Raw genomic sequence first — 13,452 nt, 5'->3', positions numbered from 1 at the left:
ACCCCCGGGATAGCGCACAATCTGACAACTGTTTTGCGAGGCGCCTTCACGATGTCTACCCGATACGGGCTAACCGCCACTAACCCGATGGACGCAGTCCGCCCGATCGAGCAGACCAGCAAGGAAGTCCGCGCCCTGGACCGGAGCGAAATTCAGCCATTCAGAGACCAGATCGCACAGAGCGGGGACCAGACCCTCATCGACGTAACCGATCTATGCCTGGCGACCGGCTTACGCGCCGGAGAGGCACTCGCAGTCCGCTGGCAAGACGTGAACCTTGACAGCGAACCCGCGACGCTGACAGTCACCGGAACAGTTGTCTACGCGAAGGGCAAGGGCAACCGTCGCCAAGAGATGCCGAAAACGGCCACAGGCGTCCGAACGATCCAACTCCCGCCCGTGGCCCGCACGATGCTTGAACGACGCCGGGACGAATTGGGAGTGCTCGAAATGGTTTTCCCGAGCGAGCAAGAGACCTACATCTGGCAGGGCACCTTCAATGCGCGCCTAAGGAAGGCCCGGGGCGACAGGTTCGCCTGGGTGACGATCCACACCTTGCGGAAGACACTCGCAAGTCTCATCGCGGACGAGTTGGGACCACACAAGGCCGCTGACGTCCTCGGCCACGCAGACAGCCGACTGACCGAACGTGTCTACTACGAGCGCAATCGGAGGGGAGTTGCAATCGGCGACGTGGTAAACCGCGCTATCCCCGAATCGTAACGCTCTCCAAAAACCCTCCAAATACTCACGCGTTTCCCCCGGGTTTCCCGCTACAGACGGGCTAGCCGTTGGACATGCAGCCCTACACGCTCGACAATCACGGGAATGGCGGGCGAGGCGGGCGTCCCGGGCGCTGGCGCCCGGTCCCGTCCAGTGTGAGTTCGAGTCTCACCTGGGGCACCACCTCGGGAGGGGGTTTCGGAAAAATTTTCCGAAACCCCGTCCCTTTTCGTTATCAGCAAGAAGTGACACGGCCTGCTGGTAAACATCGCTTTCCTAAACCTCAAAACCCGGAAATTCACCACCAGGCCGAGTCGGAAGCAATCAACAATAATCTGGTACTCGGTTACGAGGAATGGCGCTCCCGCCTGACTAGCGATCCAAAAACATGTTCCCCTCGAGCCGAATTTTCTTCGGTGTCTGTCGCTGCCCCGGCTACCATAAAGTGCGAATTATTTGGACGCCCCGACAAACGAAACGAGGCAGCGAAACGGTGGCTGGCGCGAAGCAACTACTTGAATTGACCTGGTTCAACAAGGACAAGGCGCTCATTCCCAGCGAAGAGGGACGCTATGCATACGAATGGGTCGACCCAAAAGACCCTCGGTACTGCGAGACTCGGGCACTCGTTTATGACGAGGTGGTCACCGGCAAGCAGTCGCCGAAGGACGAAGACACGCAATACTCGGAACGGGCTGACTTGGACCCGACCAAGGACAATTTGCTAATCCTTGGTGAGTCCGGCGACGTGCTTGAAGGTCTTACTCGCGTGCCTGAGTTACGCGACAAGTACCTCGGCAAGGTGAAGTGCATCTATATTGACCCGCCGTTTAACACCGCACAAACATTCACCAACTACGAGGACAACCTCGAACACTCCGTATGGCTCACCATGATGCGTGACCGCCTCGTTCACTTACGCAAGCTTCTTAGCGACGACGGGTCGATCTGGGTTCACCTGGACGACGTGGAAAACCACCGCATGCGCGTGCTCATGGACGAGGTGTTTGGGAGGGGAAACTTTGTGGCGGAGGTGGTTTGGGAAAAGACTTATTCGCCCAGAAACGATTCGAAGGGCATCCCCGCAGTCACTGACACCATCCTGGTCTACGCCAAGTCGGGTGGGTTTGTTCCAAATCGTTTGCCGCGGAATGCCGCCATGAACGCTGTTTATAAAAATCCGGATCAGGACCCAAAGGGGCTATGGAGAAACGACAATCCGAATGCCCCTGGAGCGGCAACTCACCTGGGAATGATTTACGGTATCCAGCATCCGCTCACAGGTGAAATGATTTATCCGTCTATCGGTAACTGCTGGCGGTATTCGCAGGAGAAAATGCTTGAAATCTTCTCCGGTTGGGGTCCCTATGAACGCGGAGAAATCACTGACGAAGAACTCGAAAATCAGCAACGCGTCGCGGGTTCTAGCGTGGAAGCGAGAACCGACGTCCCACCACTGGTTATGCAAGACTGGAGCAGAAACAAAGTCCATGCCCAGCAACGTTATGAGGAGGGGAACTGGCCCCAGTTTTACCCAACCAGGGGTGGTACTGGTGGGTTCGGCCGGAAGACTTATTTGGCCGACGTAGATTCGGGACGGCTTGCTACGAACTTCCTACCCAACAGTGAAGTCGGGCATACAGACACCGCGGCCAAAGAGATTCGCGCAATATTCCCGGGAACTTCAGCATTCGCTACGCCAAAACCGGAACGGTTACTCGAGCGCGTCATCCACATCGCCACGAACCCCGGAGATGTCGTGCTCGACGTGTTCGCCGGTTCGGGAACGACCGCCGCGGTAGCCCAGAAGATGGGACGTCGCTGGGTCACCTGCGAACTCGTGGAAGACACCTTCAACCGCTTCACCCGCCCACGCCTGGAGAAGGTCGTGCATGGCGAGGACCAGGGCGGAATCAGCATCCAGAAGCCAGAGCGCGTTGACGCGACCGAGGATGGTCTGCCGGAAGGTCTCTCCCCGGAGGACGCCCAGAAGTTCAACAGCGCGCTGAACAAGGTGCTCGCAGCGAACCCCGAATTGAAGACCGAAGCGGTAATCAAAGCACTCAAGACCGCGACGAAGACCAAGAACCAGAAAGGCGTCGTCAACTGGCGCGGAGGCGGTGGTTTTGCAGTCGCCCACCTTGCTCCACAATGCTTCGACTACGTCCCCGAATTGGGTCTCGTGACGCTCACCGAGGCGGCAACCGGCGCGACGCTCGTCAACTCTGTCGCAGCGAACCTCAACTTCTCGCTCACCCCGGATAACCGCCATTTCGACGGCAAGCGCGGCTCTATGCACCTCAAAGTGGTCGAAGGCCGGCTCGACAAAGACAAGGCCGAAGAGCTCCTCGCACACCTCGACGACGGCGAAGGCGTCACGCTTGCCGCAACGGAGCTCGAACCGGGAATCAGGCAGTTCGTAAGGACAACGGGCAAGCCGTGTCAGATTGTCCACATTCCCAACGACATCTTCACTTACTCGGAAACGCAGGAGAGCAAGTAGACATGGCACTTCCAATCGCACTTGACCAAGGACTCATCGACAGTATCGCGACGGAATTCCAACTACGAGATCCCAACAAGCGTGCGTTGCGCGAGCTTATCTACCACCTCACTGGAGACTTTGACCCGGTAGAGCCCATGGTCATGCACATGGCCACCGGCGCGGGCAAGACCTACCTCATGGCGGCGCTCATCGAGTATCTGTCGCGCTTCGGAGTGAAAAACGTCATGGTGGTCGTCCCGCCTTCCACAGTGCTGGAGAACAAGACGGTCCAGAACTTCACCCAGGGCTCGCGCCGCTACGTTGACGGATTTTCTTCTGCTCCCCAGGTGGTTTCGCCTGGCAATTACGGCGCGTGGCGTGCCGGCCAGTCGGAGCTTTTCCGCAATGCCGCAGACGGTCCGATGGTCTACGTCTTCAACGTGTCGCAACTTATTGAGCCGAAGAAAGTCAACGCTCGCGCTGGCACCGAGGAGGGCATGCGCCGAAAGATTCGCGACCATCAGGAAGAGTCCGGCTCGCTCTACGACTACCTAGTCAACCTCGATGACCTCGTGGTTATCGCAGATGAGTCCCATTTGTTCGGAACCTCCGCTAAGGCATTCAACCAGGCGCTGAAGGACCTCCGTCCCGCTGCGACGATTGGGTTGACCGCTTCGGCATCCGATACCGACCACGTCATCTTCCACTACCCGCTCTTTAGCGCCATCGAAGACGGCTATGTGAAGTCGCCGATGCTCGTCTACCGCGAGAACGGCTACCCCAAGGATACAGCCGAGGAGAGGCAGCTCCTTGACGCGGTGTCGCTGTTGCGAAACAAAGAGGCTGCCTACGAGGCGTACGGCAAAGCGAACTTCCCCGGAGAATCAGGTGAAGCGAAAAGGACGAAGCCGCTTCTGTTTGTCGTGTGCGAAAGCGTTGCGCATGCCGGGGACGTCACCAAGATCCTCCAAGGTCCGGGCTATTTCGGCGATCCCGAGGCAGTGCTCCAGTTCGACAACAAACACAATGATGCCGTCACCCTGCGTCGCTTAGACGAGCTCGACAGCCCAGCCTCGACGGTTCGTGCTATTGTCTCTGTTGACCGTCTCAAAGAGGGCTGGGACACCAAACGCGTCGCGGTGATGTGTGCGCTGCGCGCTATGTCGTCGGACATTCTCACCCAGCAAACCATGGGCCGCGGCCTGCGACTGCCTTTTGGTGCCCGCACCGGTGTGGCTGAGCTGGACCAGTTGGACATTTTGAGTCACAAGTCGTTCAAGTCCCTCCTCAAGGACGAGGACGTTCTGCGATCCTTCGGCCTCGGAGATGCCGCCCAGGGCGCTATCTCCGGCATGGACGTGGAAGAAAGCTTCCGCAAGGGTGAAGAACAGGTGCAGTCAAACACGGATGACCCATCGACCGAAACCCAAAGCGGGTCGGCTGCCGGCTCGACTGCGTGGCCGACAACCTCTTCAGGCGAAGCAGCGGACGGCCCGAGCGACATTGGCACCTCAGCCGGCGAAACTACCCAGGTCACTGGTGGCCACGCCGGAGGTGTCTCATTCCGACGAGTCGGCGACAACGAAACGATGCAGCGCGCCGACTACATCCCGGCAACGGAAATCAGGGTCAACGAACAGTTCGCAGGGAAGACCTTCTTGTTTCCATCCACAGTTATGGCGAAATCAACCACGCCGTTCCTGCTCAGCCACATCGACGACGAGGAAATTATCCGGGCAGCGCGGCGCGTCGCCGACTCCAAGGAAGCACTCACCCGCGAAGAAATCGTCGTGCGCAAGTCTAAGCTCGACACGAAACGCACCACCGACGCGGAAGTCGAATCGGCCCCCGTGGCGGAAAACACTGTCATCGGTGAACTGACCCGCCGCGTATTCGGCCTTGGGGTTGTCACCCAGGACAAGAAGAACACGATCACACTGGCGCAATACGTCCTTCCGACCTTCATGGCAAACGCCGGTATCGACCACTGGACCGAGAAGGCGAAGCAGTCCGCTGTCGACGAGCTCGTTGCACTTGTAAACGAAAAGTCGCGGCAGCACGCCAGCAGCCTGCAAACCGAAACGACCATCGTTCCGGTCGAACTGCCAATTGACCAGGTCGTGCCCCTGCCGTTTGGCAAAAAGGTGCTCCAACAACTGCCCAAGGACCAACAGGCGAAGTTCAAGCCGCGCGAGTTCTACGACGGTTGGAACCGTGGACTATTCCCCGCAGCGAGTTTCGACTCGTGGGGCGGCGAGTACCTTCTCGCGCTGTTGTTGAACTACACCTCGGACATCGTGTGGTGGAAGCGCCTCTACTCAAGCGACGGCGCGTCGATCATGTACACCACCCGCGACACCTACTACCCCGACTTCGTCGCCCAGGACTCCGACGGCACGATGTGGATTATCGAGGGCAAATCTGACAAGGGGCGAGACGACGAAACGGTCCAAGCGAAACGAGCCGCGGCCCGGGTTCTCGTACGGGAACTGCTCGGCGAAGAGGACTTCGTCGGCCAGAAGTGGGGCTACGTCATTGCCTACGAATCGGACATTCGAGCGTCTGAGTCGTGGGAAGACCTGAAGCGGAAGTCGAACCCAGCGAGATAAGAAACCTAGTTACAGGATCAAAAACACGGAAAGGATATACAAATGCAGCCAGTGCGTCGATCCAGCGGTGAAGTTTGTGCTTGGATTTCGGAAGATACCCTCCGCGACTTGAGGGGGAACGTCATTGCATTTTTCAACCAAGAACACGTCTTTTCAGTCAACGGACGAACCCTCGGACGTTTTCAGCGAGGATACTTCTGGGACATGCAAGGACGGGCAGTGGGTTGGATTGAAGGTGCGCACGACGGGCCAATGAAACCAGCTCCCGCCACAGCGCCATTCGAACCATTTCTCGCCTTCAAACCTTTTAGACCGTTCGAGCCGTTCAAGCCCTATTGGCCCTACCAATCGCTGTCATGGTCACCGATTCGGTGGGAGGATTTCGTACGGGGTGGAGCTTGAACCTCCTTCCGAGAGACACGAAGAACATTCGCTGGTAAATGGGTCACTTCGAATGCTTGTCTCAGTAAGTTTCCGCCTCGATTCATCACGGCCCGACCAGGCCGGCTTTCGTGGCGGCACCGCTTACGCGGTTTAGAAAGTCAACCTTCGTCCCCCGCCCTCGTGTCGACCCGTCATGCACACTAGTCGCATGACCACACCTCACGAACACGACGAAATCCCCAACGAGCCGGAGAACGGCCCCGACTTCCCCTCCGGCGACTCCGGCACCAAGTACACCAGAGCGTCCGCAGCTGACATCCGCAACCGTCCACTCGCCGACTTCGAAAGCGAGAACCTCGACGACATCTGGCGCGACAACGACCCGGAAGGCTACGCAGCACTGCAGCAAGCCGTCCAACCCATCGTCGAAAAGGCTTGGGCGGAGACCCTACGCAAACTCGACCCGGACTTCGTCACTAGAATTGCCGGGAAGCAGTTCAGCCTGCCGCCGAGCGTCTGGGAAACTTGGACGAAAGCGAATCCCGAGTTCTTCTCACCGGCCCTGAGCGAGACCGTTGCACGCCAGTTCGCTTCCTTCGACACGTCCGTCACCCACGCGGCCTCCGAGAAGGCGAGACTCAACCTCTCCCCTGCTTTGGCGATGTGGCTCAATGCGGGAAACTTTGCCGACTACGGGCCATTCGTACCGCTTCCCGAATTACCCGACCTCAACGACACCGCGCAGCGACAATTCGACGCGCTCTTCGCCTCGCTTAACGAGCAACTAAAAGAACTCGCGTTCCCGCCACACTTCCTCGACTCGGTCAAGAATCTTTCCGAGCCGTATGCGAAGACCCTGCCCTTTGCGCGCCTAGACCCTCTGCCGTTCCTCAAGCGCTTCGACAACGACTTTCTAGTCCTCTACGCCTCGGTTGTCCTGTCCGCGTCCCGAGTCGAGAACCTTCTCGCGGACCTCGCCGACGTGCTGTTGCCCGACGAAGAACTCGCCGGCCTGTCAGCCGCGGCACACTCCTTCGGTGACGACCTGCTTCAAAGCATTGCGAATAACGACAAATGCGACACCTGCGCGGGCATAGCCGAAGAACTTGCAGAGCCTTTCGTCGCACGCAACACCTATGTCCACGCTAAATGGAAGAAAGTCGGCAAGGAGGTAGCCAGCAAGGAGGAGAAATCGCGCCGAGCGCTCGAACTAACACTGTTCCCAGACACCGTGGTCATACAGCGGAAGCTCATGGGCAAGAAGAAGCTCAAAGCGCTGGCCGACAAATGGGAAAACGGCGAGAAGGATGCCTTTGACGCACTCTTCCATTCTGAGGTCGTCTCGTTAGGTCTCGTCGCAGCGCTCGCCGAAACGTTCACCGAAGCGGGTGATGCCTTGGAACACGAACTCGAAGTCCATGAGCAGGCACTTGCTGACGAGGGCAACTAGAGCGTTTAAGTTAGGCCGATCTTACTCGGTCCGCCTTCCGTTGCGCCTCGCGCTACGGGTGGTGTTTCGACACGGGGTTCCGAGGCGGAAGGCGTAGTGGGTGACGAGGCGGGATGCGTTTCAGTTTTTCGCTGCATAGTGGCTACTTTCGAGCGCAGGCTAAAATCAATTTGGAACTAAACAGATCAAGTCGTGGAACTGAGTCTGGAACTAGGCCGCGTCAGTGGTGGTCAAGGAGTTTTCCGAAAGAGTTCGGAAAACTTCTACCGAGACCCCCACCAAACTCATTTTCAGCAAGAAGTAGCGCAATCTACTGGAAAAGCGGTTTCTCAAACGTCAATAGCCCGGAATTTGGCTAGTTAATGTTTAGACCACGTGTTTAGTAACGGTGTGGTGAGTATCGAGTAACGCCCGGGTGAGTATCGAGTAACGCCCGGGCGTTTTGGGGTTTCGGTGGGGTTATTGGGTCAGTCGCATGTTGGTGCCTTCGAGTGTGATGATTTCGGCGCCGGCGACGAGTCGGTTGAGTATTGATTCGGCGATGACGGCGTCGGGGATGGATTTGTACCACTCGTCGGGTGTGAACTGGGATGTCACGATGGTCGATCCGCGGGGTTCGCGTTCTGCAAGGATGTTGAGCAGTTGGTGTGCGGTGGCGGCATCGATTGGGGTGGTGAGGAAATCATCGAGGACTAACACGTCGGTGTGGTGGAGGTCTTCGAGGAATGTGATGCGGGCTGGGTCGTCGTGTTTGAGCACGGCGAGGTGGTTGGCGAGTGTGTCGGTGCGGAAGAAGCGTGCGGAGTAGTCGTTTCGGCACGCCGCGGTGAGTAGTGCTTGGGCGAGGTAGGTTTTGCCGACGGAGGATTTGCCCAGGATGACAATGTTTTGTGCGCTTTGGCACCATTGGCAGTGAGCGAGTCGGGTGATTTGCTCTTTGTTGATGGTGCGGTCGGGCGTGTAGGTGATGTCTTCGATGCAAGCATCGGGATTTGGCGATCGGGATGCTTTGAGTAGTTTGTTGACTCGTCTCTCACGCTTGGCCGCTACCTCTTTATCGAGTGCGTAGAGCACTTTGTCTTAAGAAACTCCAGTCGTCGAATGCGGGATCGGCGGCGATGTCGATGACGCTTTGTCCGAAGGCGGTCATGCGTAGATCGGTAAAGATCGGCAGGACTGATTCGTCGAGGAAGCGGGCGGATGCTGATGCTGGCTGTGGGTGGGGCATGGGTTATGCAGATCCTTTCTTGGTGAGGTTTTCGAGGCTGAACTGGGCAGCACCACCGAGGTAGGCGCCGCGTGTGTCACGGGTTGCGGGGGCAGGCACACCGTCAATGGGTCTGCCGGTTGATTGGTCGGTTGGTACATCGGTGCCTGTGGGGTGTGTGGAGGTGTCTTTGCGTACGGCGGCCATCATGTTTTTCACCGCGGTATACGACACAGCACGCCTGGCGCCGTCGGTGGATACCAAACGCCGGCAGGCTTCTTCGAGGATTGGCTTGTTGGCGTGTTTGCCCATGTTGAGTACGTTGCGGCACGCTTGGTACGCCTGGGCAGGGATCGCCTTGGCTTCGATGAGCTCGGAGATCACTTGGCGGGTGGCTGGCCCGATTTTGGCGGCTTCGCGCAGGAAGTACTCGCTTGTCCATAAACCACGGGTGTCACTTATGTTCGCCGGGATGTGGTCGGTGTCGGTGACGTACACTCCGCGGGCACGTGCGAGTTGGTGGGTGGCCACACGCTGCCCGGCGTCGAAGACGGCGAGGCTATCACCGGTGATACGCACGTCCACGGTGTGGCCCACCAGTAGGTGGGGTACCGAGTAATGCGCGTTGTGCACTCTGATGTGGAAATTCGGTGCGACTTTGGCGCGTTTCCATTCGGTACGCTGCCACGGTGTTTCAGGCAGCGCGGTGAGCACGTCGCGTTCGAACTGATCAAATAATGCGCGCCTGCTCGTCGCATTGCCGCGAAACGGTTCGGCAGCGTTGATCCTATCGACCAGGGTGGTGATTTTTGTGTTGAGCTCGTCTATCCCGACGCATTGGTGGCCGTCGAGGGCGTGGATGACGTTTTGGGTGATGATCTTGACTGCGGCTTCGACGCTGGCTTTGTCTTTGGGCCGTTTTGCACGGGCCGGCAACGCGGCGGTGTTGTAGTGCTCCAAAAACTCCTCGTAGGTGGAGTTGACCCGGCGATTTTTATCCGTAGCACTGATCGCGTTCGAGGCTGTCGAGGCGTTATCTGGCACGATGACCTCGGCGACCCCGCCGAAGTACTCGAACGCGCGGATATGGGCTGCAAGCCACGCGTCTTGGCGCTCATTAGCGCACGCGCAGGCGAATACCATGCCCGAGTACGGCAGCGAGGCGACGAAGATACTGACCTTCGAGCCTTGCCCGCCGGTGGGGTCAAACAGTCGCATCTTCGTGCCTGCCCAGTCCACCTGCATCGTATGGCCTGGGGCATGGGTGATCCTGGCGGTCAGCCCAGTTGTATCAACGTGTTGGGCTACAAGCTGGCGAAACCGCTCGTAGCTGTAATACCGCTGGCCCAGCCCCGCAGGCTGTGCGGTGTAGCGGCCCCACAGCACCTGCAGAGTCACCTTGTTGCGCCCGGTGCGCGCCTTGGCGACAGCGTCGAAATCGATCGGGACGAAATCCCCCTGAGCATGGCTGCGCCCGTCGACGAACCAGTCCGCTAGCTCATGATCTGCAACCCCACGAAGTTGCTCACGCGTTGTGATGTTGTGTTCCACAAGCGCATCGCGTGCTTTTTGCACCGCGGTGTGCGAGCACCGCAGACTCGAACAGATTTGGCGGACAGACCAGCCTTTGAGCACTTGATCCATTACCGCCCGGTAGTCAGTCACAATCAGACTCCTCTGGTAACGCCGCGTGCCCTGAAGTCACGCGGTCACCAGAATCCTCCCCCGGAGCGTTACTGGATGCTCACCAATGTGTTACTCGATACTCACCACGGTGTTACTAGATACGACCGCGCAACAAGTTAAAGCCGATTTCCGGGCGGTTTTGCTATTCGAACACGATCTCTAGGCCACCGCCTCCCGGGTGGTCTACTGGTGGCATGTGGCGTACTCGCTTTACGCGGCAACTGGCGGGGCGTCCGGGAACTTGCCGGCCAACGCACGGTCGCTCCTCTTGCGGTCAAGCTCATTGTGGCCGCGCGGTGTTGGGTCCCATTGTTCCCAACTAAACCCGAATCGCACACCAGGTCGATACGCGTCGCTTCCTTCGGTCTAGGCACCTACGCTCTACCTAGCAGCTACAGCACTACTTACAAGGAGCGCGCGATGACCGAACTCATCTCACCCGCCGCCGTTCGCGACTGGAACGCCGAGCGCGCCAAGGCCGGTGTTGCCCGCGCCAAGGTCGTCACCGACGTGACCTACGACGAGGCCGGAATAGTTACCGTCACCATTGACCCGAGTTGCTACGACCGAGACACCTGGCAATGGCTCAAAGATGAGGCCGGCGGCACCCTCGGCGAGTTCTATGCCACGCCGTTTGGGTGGACAGACAACGAGTCGACTCAGCTTCGCGAAATGGTCACCGAATTGTGCGTCGTATCGGCAGACGGGGCCATCCTCGAAACGGTGGACACAGCCGCCTACCAGAGGAAGAAAAACCCGAATTTCCGGCCGGTAAACCTGACATCTAACCGCTCGTAGAACCGGGAGTCGCTTCCCAAGAACCGGCTCGCCCCGTCGTCCGATACGGTAGCCTCGATCCGAGTGTCGCGACGGGAAGGAATCAGCATCACTTGTCTCACCCAATAAGCTTTGAGGACCTTGTGGCTGGGAATGTGAAGGTCACCGAGAGAAGCTCCTTCCTCGAGCGGCTTGAAAATCGCACTTATGCGACGAGAACGTTTCCTGCGAGGTGGGGACGAAACAAGGGCGATCCCTCCCGGTTCGTGCACAAAATTTTCTACGACGAGGCCGAGTCGGGTCTTACTGGATACGAGGATGAGGAGATATTCGTGCTACCAGATGACCCCGAACGAAATCGCAAGCAGGTCAGGCTCCACTTGGTCAAGGAGCGCGGATTAGTTCGCCAGATCTCCGTCCAGGAACTCAACCCAGACTCATCCAAGGACAACCTCAAAAACGTTCTTGTCCTTAACCGCGAACGCTCGGCGAGACTTATCGAGCTCGTTCGTAGCCTCGATTACGTACCGATTGATGGACAATCCACCTCACGAATCGATGATGCGACGCTGCAACAAATCATTAACGACGAGAGCGCCCTCCGGCGAATCTACGAGCAGGACCCCGAGACGATCCAGGCTCTAGTAGAGGCAAACACCACATCCGTCGAGATAAAGGAGCTTAAGCGCCGTCGCGAAGTGGTAGACACTATGCAGAATTGGCTCGACGACGCCGACGCATTCGCTAAGGCGGCCAAAGAGGCCGGCGGCGAGGAGACCGCCTGGCAGGTACTTCTGGAGGAAAATCCCTGGGTACTCGGTGTAGGCCTCGGCGGCAAGCTGTATACCACTTGGGACGGCGGCAAACTCGAGCAGACTGTCCGTGGAGCGAATCTTGAGGCGAACGGAAAGCGCGCTGATGCATTTTTGGTGTCGAACGGGTTGTTGCGTTCTGTGGCCTTAGCTGAGATCAAACACCCGAATACGCCACTTCTTCAAAACTGCGAATACCGAAAAGGTGTCTGGGGTGTGTCCTCATCGTTTTCTGGAGCAGTCGCACAGGTTCAAGAGACAGTACGAGCTGCGGTGGACAGCTTGAGCGAATGGCTGGACGAGCGGGACTCAGAGGGAGGCACTACGGGACGCGGGGCGTACCTTATCGAGCCCCGCTCCTTTTTGATCATCGGTTCGTCCGAGAGCTTGTGCAGTTCCGAAGGGCACCGGATCGACTCGAAATTTCGTAGCTTCGAAAGTTTCCGGTCGAACCTAAAGTCTCCCGAAGTTCTCACCTTCGATGAGCTCGTGGAGCGCGCTCGCTGGAACGTGGATCTCGCCGAGGGGCATGGGCAGATCGAAACCGAATAGTTGCCTACATTGGACGAATCGGGTCTTGCAATGATTGCCGCCCAGGTCTCCGTGGCGAAGAGGCAATTTCGCGTTCTGGCTATCCTGAATTTGGAACTAAACAACGACAGCGGTGGAACTAGCTCTGGAACCGGGCCGCGTTAATAGTGGTCAGAGAGTTTTCCGAAACCCCAGGGAGGGGATTTCGGAAAACTTTTACCGGAACCCTTTCACTTTCGTTTTCAGCAATAAGTGGCACAACCCGCTGAGGAAAAGAATTTTCCTAAACCTCGAAATCCGGGAATTCAGCACCAGCCCGAGACAGAAGCAAGCAACGACACGTTGACGGCAACACAGGAGATCGCGGCCGCCAATAGTTGTCCGGCCTCGCCCCGGATGAGGCGAACCAAGGGTGCTAGAGCGATTCAGCGGAGGTAATCGAATACCAGGTTACAGAGACATAAACGACATAAGCGAAGATAAGAACGAGCGGAACGAAGGCACCTACAGCAATACAGACCGCAAGCAAGCTGACGGACTTAAGTCCACCTTTGGGCTCTGCAGATGACGCAACGAGCAGTACTGTCGGGATGGAGGCGACGAAAAGAAGAGCGATAAGCAGAAGAGCAGCGGCCCCGCTTAAATACCCCGCAAGAAGAGTCCCGATGCCCGCGCAAATCCACAAGAGCTTTTGCAGGCTCACAATTCGTACCTCCGGCTATTTGTTAGGCGTATTTGCACGAGCTTAGTTAACCTTTTGTCGATTTGGGGTAGTTGGTACCGCGAGT

Annotated in this window: 10 protein-coding genes; 7 read left to right on the top strand and 3 right to left on the bottom strand. The window is 57.9% G+C overall.

Annotated elements, in window-relative coordinates; all coding sequences use genetic code 11:
• Nucleotides 1–51 precede the first annotated feature (51 nt).
• The 5 genes from HMPREF3171_RS11650 (at nt 52) to HMPREF3171_RS05770 (ending at nt 7,651) form a co-directional block, all read left to right on the top strand.
• Entirely contained in the window at nt 52–723 is a 672-nt protein-coding gene (locus HMPREF3171_RS11650; protein WP_070483642.1) for a site-specific integrase, read from the top strand.
• A gap of 493 nt (nt 724–1,216) precedes the next feature.
• On the top strand, nt 1,217–3,226 hold the full coding sequence (locus tag HMPREF3171_RS05780) for a site-specific DNA-methyltransferase (protein WP_070483590.1): 2,010 nt from the start codon (nt 1,217–1,219) through the stop codon (nt 3,224–3,226).
• Between the two features lie 2 nt (nt 3,227–3,228).
• Complete coding sequence (locus HMPREF3171_RS05775; protein WP_070483587.1) at nt 3,229–5,817, top strand: DEAD/DEAH box helicase; 2,589 nt, start codon at nt 3,229–3,231, stop codon at nt 5,815–5,817.
• Between the two features lie 42 nt (nt 5,818–5,859).
• Entirely contained in the window at nt 5,860–6,219 is a 360-nt protein-coding gene (locus HMPREF3171_RS12485; protein WP_371327139.1) for a 4-fold beta flower protein, read from the top strand.
• A gap of 190 nt (nt 6,220–6,409) precedes the next feature.
• Nucleotides 6,410–7,651, top strand: a complete 1,242-nt coding sequence (locus tag HMPREF3171_RS05770; protein ID WP_070483585.1) for a hypothetical protein — start codon at nt 6,410–6,412, stop codon at nt 7,649–7,651.
• 459 nt (nt 7,652–8,110) lie between these two features.
• Here the strand turns inward: HMPREF3171_RS05770 and HMPREF3171_RS05765 are convergent, their stop codons facing one another.
• Both HMPREF3171_RS05765 and istA read right to left on the bottom strand, forming a co-directional pair.
• Nucleotides 8,111–8,725: an ATP-binding protein gene (locus HMPREF3171_RS05765; protein WP_246815333.1), complete on the bottom strand. Its 615-nt coding sequence runs from the start codon at nt 8,723–8,725 to the stop codon at nt 8,111–8,113.
• 157 nt (nt 8,726–8,882) lie between these two features.
• Nucleotides 8,883–10,523 (bottom strand): IS21 family transposase, encoded by a 1,641-nt coding sequence (istA, locus tag HMPREF3171_RS05760; RefSeq protein WP_083291983.1) that lies wholly within the window; start codon nt 10,521–10,523, stop codon nt 8,883–8,885.
• A 441-nt stretch (nt 10,524–10,964) separates the two neighbouring features.
• Between istA and HMPREF3171_RS05755 the strand changes: the two genes are divergently transcribed.
• Both HMPREF3171_RS05755 and HMPREF3171_RS05750 read left to right on the top strand, forming a co-directional pair.
• A complete protein-coding gene (locus HMPREF3171_RS05755; RefSeq protein ID WP_070483581.1) occupies nt 10,965–11,342 on the top strand; it encodes a hypothetical protein in 378 nt (125 codons plus the stop codon).
• Nucleotides 11,343–11,434: 92 nt separating this feature from the next.
• Nucleotides 11,435–12,685, top strand: coding sequence for a Shedu immune nuclease family protein (locus HMPREF3171_RS05750; protein ID WP_083291982.1), 1,251 nt, complete (start codon nt 11,435–11,437; stop codon nt 12,683–12,685).
• A gap of 394 nt (nt 12,686–13,079) precedes the next feature.
• On the opposite strand, the gene HMPREF3171_RS05745 is transcribed toward HMPREF3171_RS05750, so the two are convergent.
• Nucleotides 13,080–13,367: a hypothetical protein gene (locus tag HMPREF3171_RS05745; RefSeq protein WP_070483579.1), complete on the bottom strand. Its 288-nt coding sequence runs from the start codon at nt 13,365–13,367 to the stop codon at nt 13,080–13,082.
• Nucleotides 13,368–13,452: the final 85 nt, after the last annotated feature.

The organism is Corynebacterium sp. HMSC08F01 (genome assembly GCF_001807545.1).
Lineage (GTDB): Bacteria > Actinomycetota > Actinomycetes > Mycobacteriales > Mycobacteriaceae > Corynebacterium > Corynebacterium coyleae.
This window is presented reverse-complemented; position numbering and strand designations above follow the sequence as displayed.

Excerpts from the sequence above, each read along its gene's own strand:
- HMPREF3171_RS11650 (WP_070483642.1), top strand. The coding sequence starts at position 52 with ATGTCTACCCGATACGGGCTAACCGCCACTAACCCGATGGACGCAGTC.
- HMPREF3171_RS05775 (WP_070483587.1), top strand. The coding sequence starts at position 3,229 with ATGGCACTTCCAATCGCACTTGACCAAGGACTCATCGACAGTATCGCG.
- HMPREF3171_RS12485 (WP_371327139.1), top strand. The coding sequence starts at position 5,860 with ATGCAGCCAGTGCGTCGATCCAGCGGTGAAGTTTGTGCTTGGATTTCG.
- HMPREF3171_RS05770 (WP_070483585.1), top strand. The coding sequence starts at position 6,410 with ATGACCACACCTCACGAACACGACGAAATCCCCAACGAGCCGGAGAAC.
- HMPREF3171_RS05755 (WP_070483581.1), top strand. The coding sequence starts at position 10,965 with ATGACCGAACTCATCTCACCCGCCGCCGTTCGCGACTGGAACGCCGAG.